Origin of the sequence: Citrobacter sp. TBCS-14 (assembly GCF_005280805.1) — a bacterium.
Lineage (GTDB): Bacteria > Pseudomonadota > Gammaproteobacteria > Enterobacterales > Enterobacteriaceae > Citrobacter > Citrobacter gillenii.
In genome coordinates this window covers 1-343 of record NZ_SZWM01000995.1, presented here as the reverse complement: position 1 = coordinate 343, position 343 = coordinate 1, and the positions used below count along the sequence as shown (strand labels likewise).

General features: G+C 54.8%; 1 pseudogene. It reads left to right on the top strand.

The features are described 5' to 3' along the window. Positions 1–289, top strand: a pseudogene (gene actP / locus FDX22_RS22580) (cation acetate symporter); the annotation flags it as partial. Between the last annotated feature and the right edge of the window lie 54 nt (positions 290–343).

Sequence of the window (343 nt, the reverse complement as noted above, 5' to 3'; positions counted from 1 at the left end):
AAGACTGACCACCCGTGGCGCAATGCTGGGTGGCTGGTTAGGTCTGTTAACAGCGGTAGTATTGATGATTCTCGGCCCAACCATTTGGGTCCAGATTCTCGGTCACGAAAAAGCCATTTTCCCGTATGAATATCCGGCGCTGTTCTCCATCAGCGTAGCGTTCCTCGGGATCTGGTTCTTCTCTGCGACCGACAACTCAGAAGAAGGCAACCGCGAACGCGAGCAGTTCCGTGCTCAGTTCATCCGTTCCCAGACCGGGTACGGCGTAGAGCAAGGTCGCGCGCACTAATCTCCCTTTCCCTCCGGCTTTCGGGCCGGAGGATTACATCCTTTCTTAGAACAT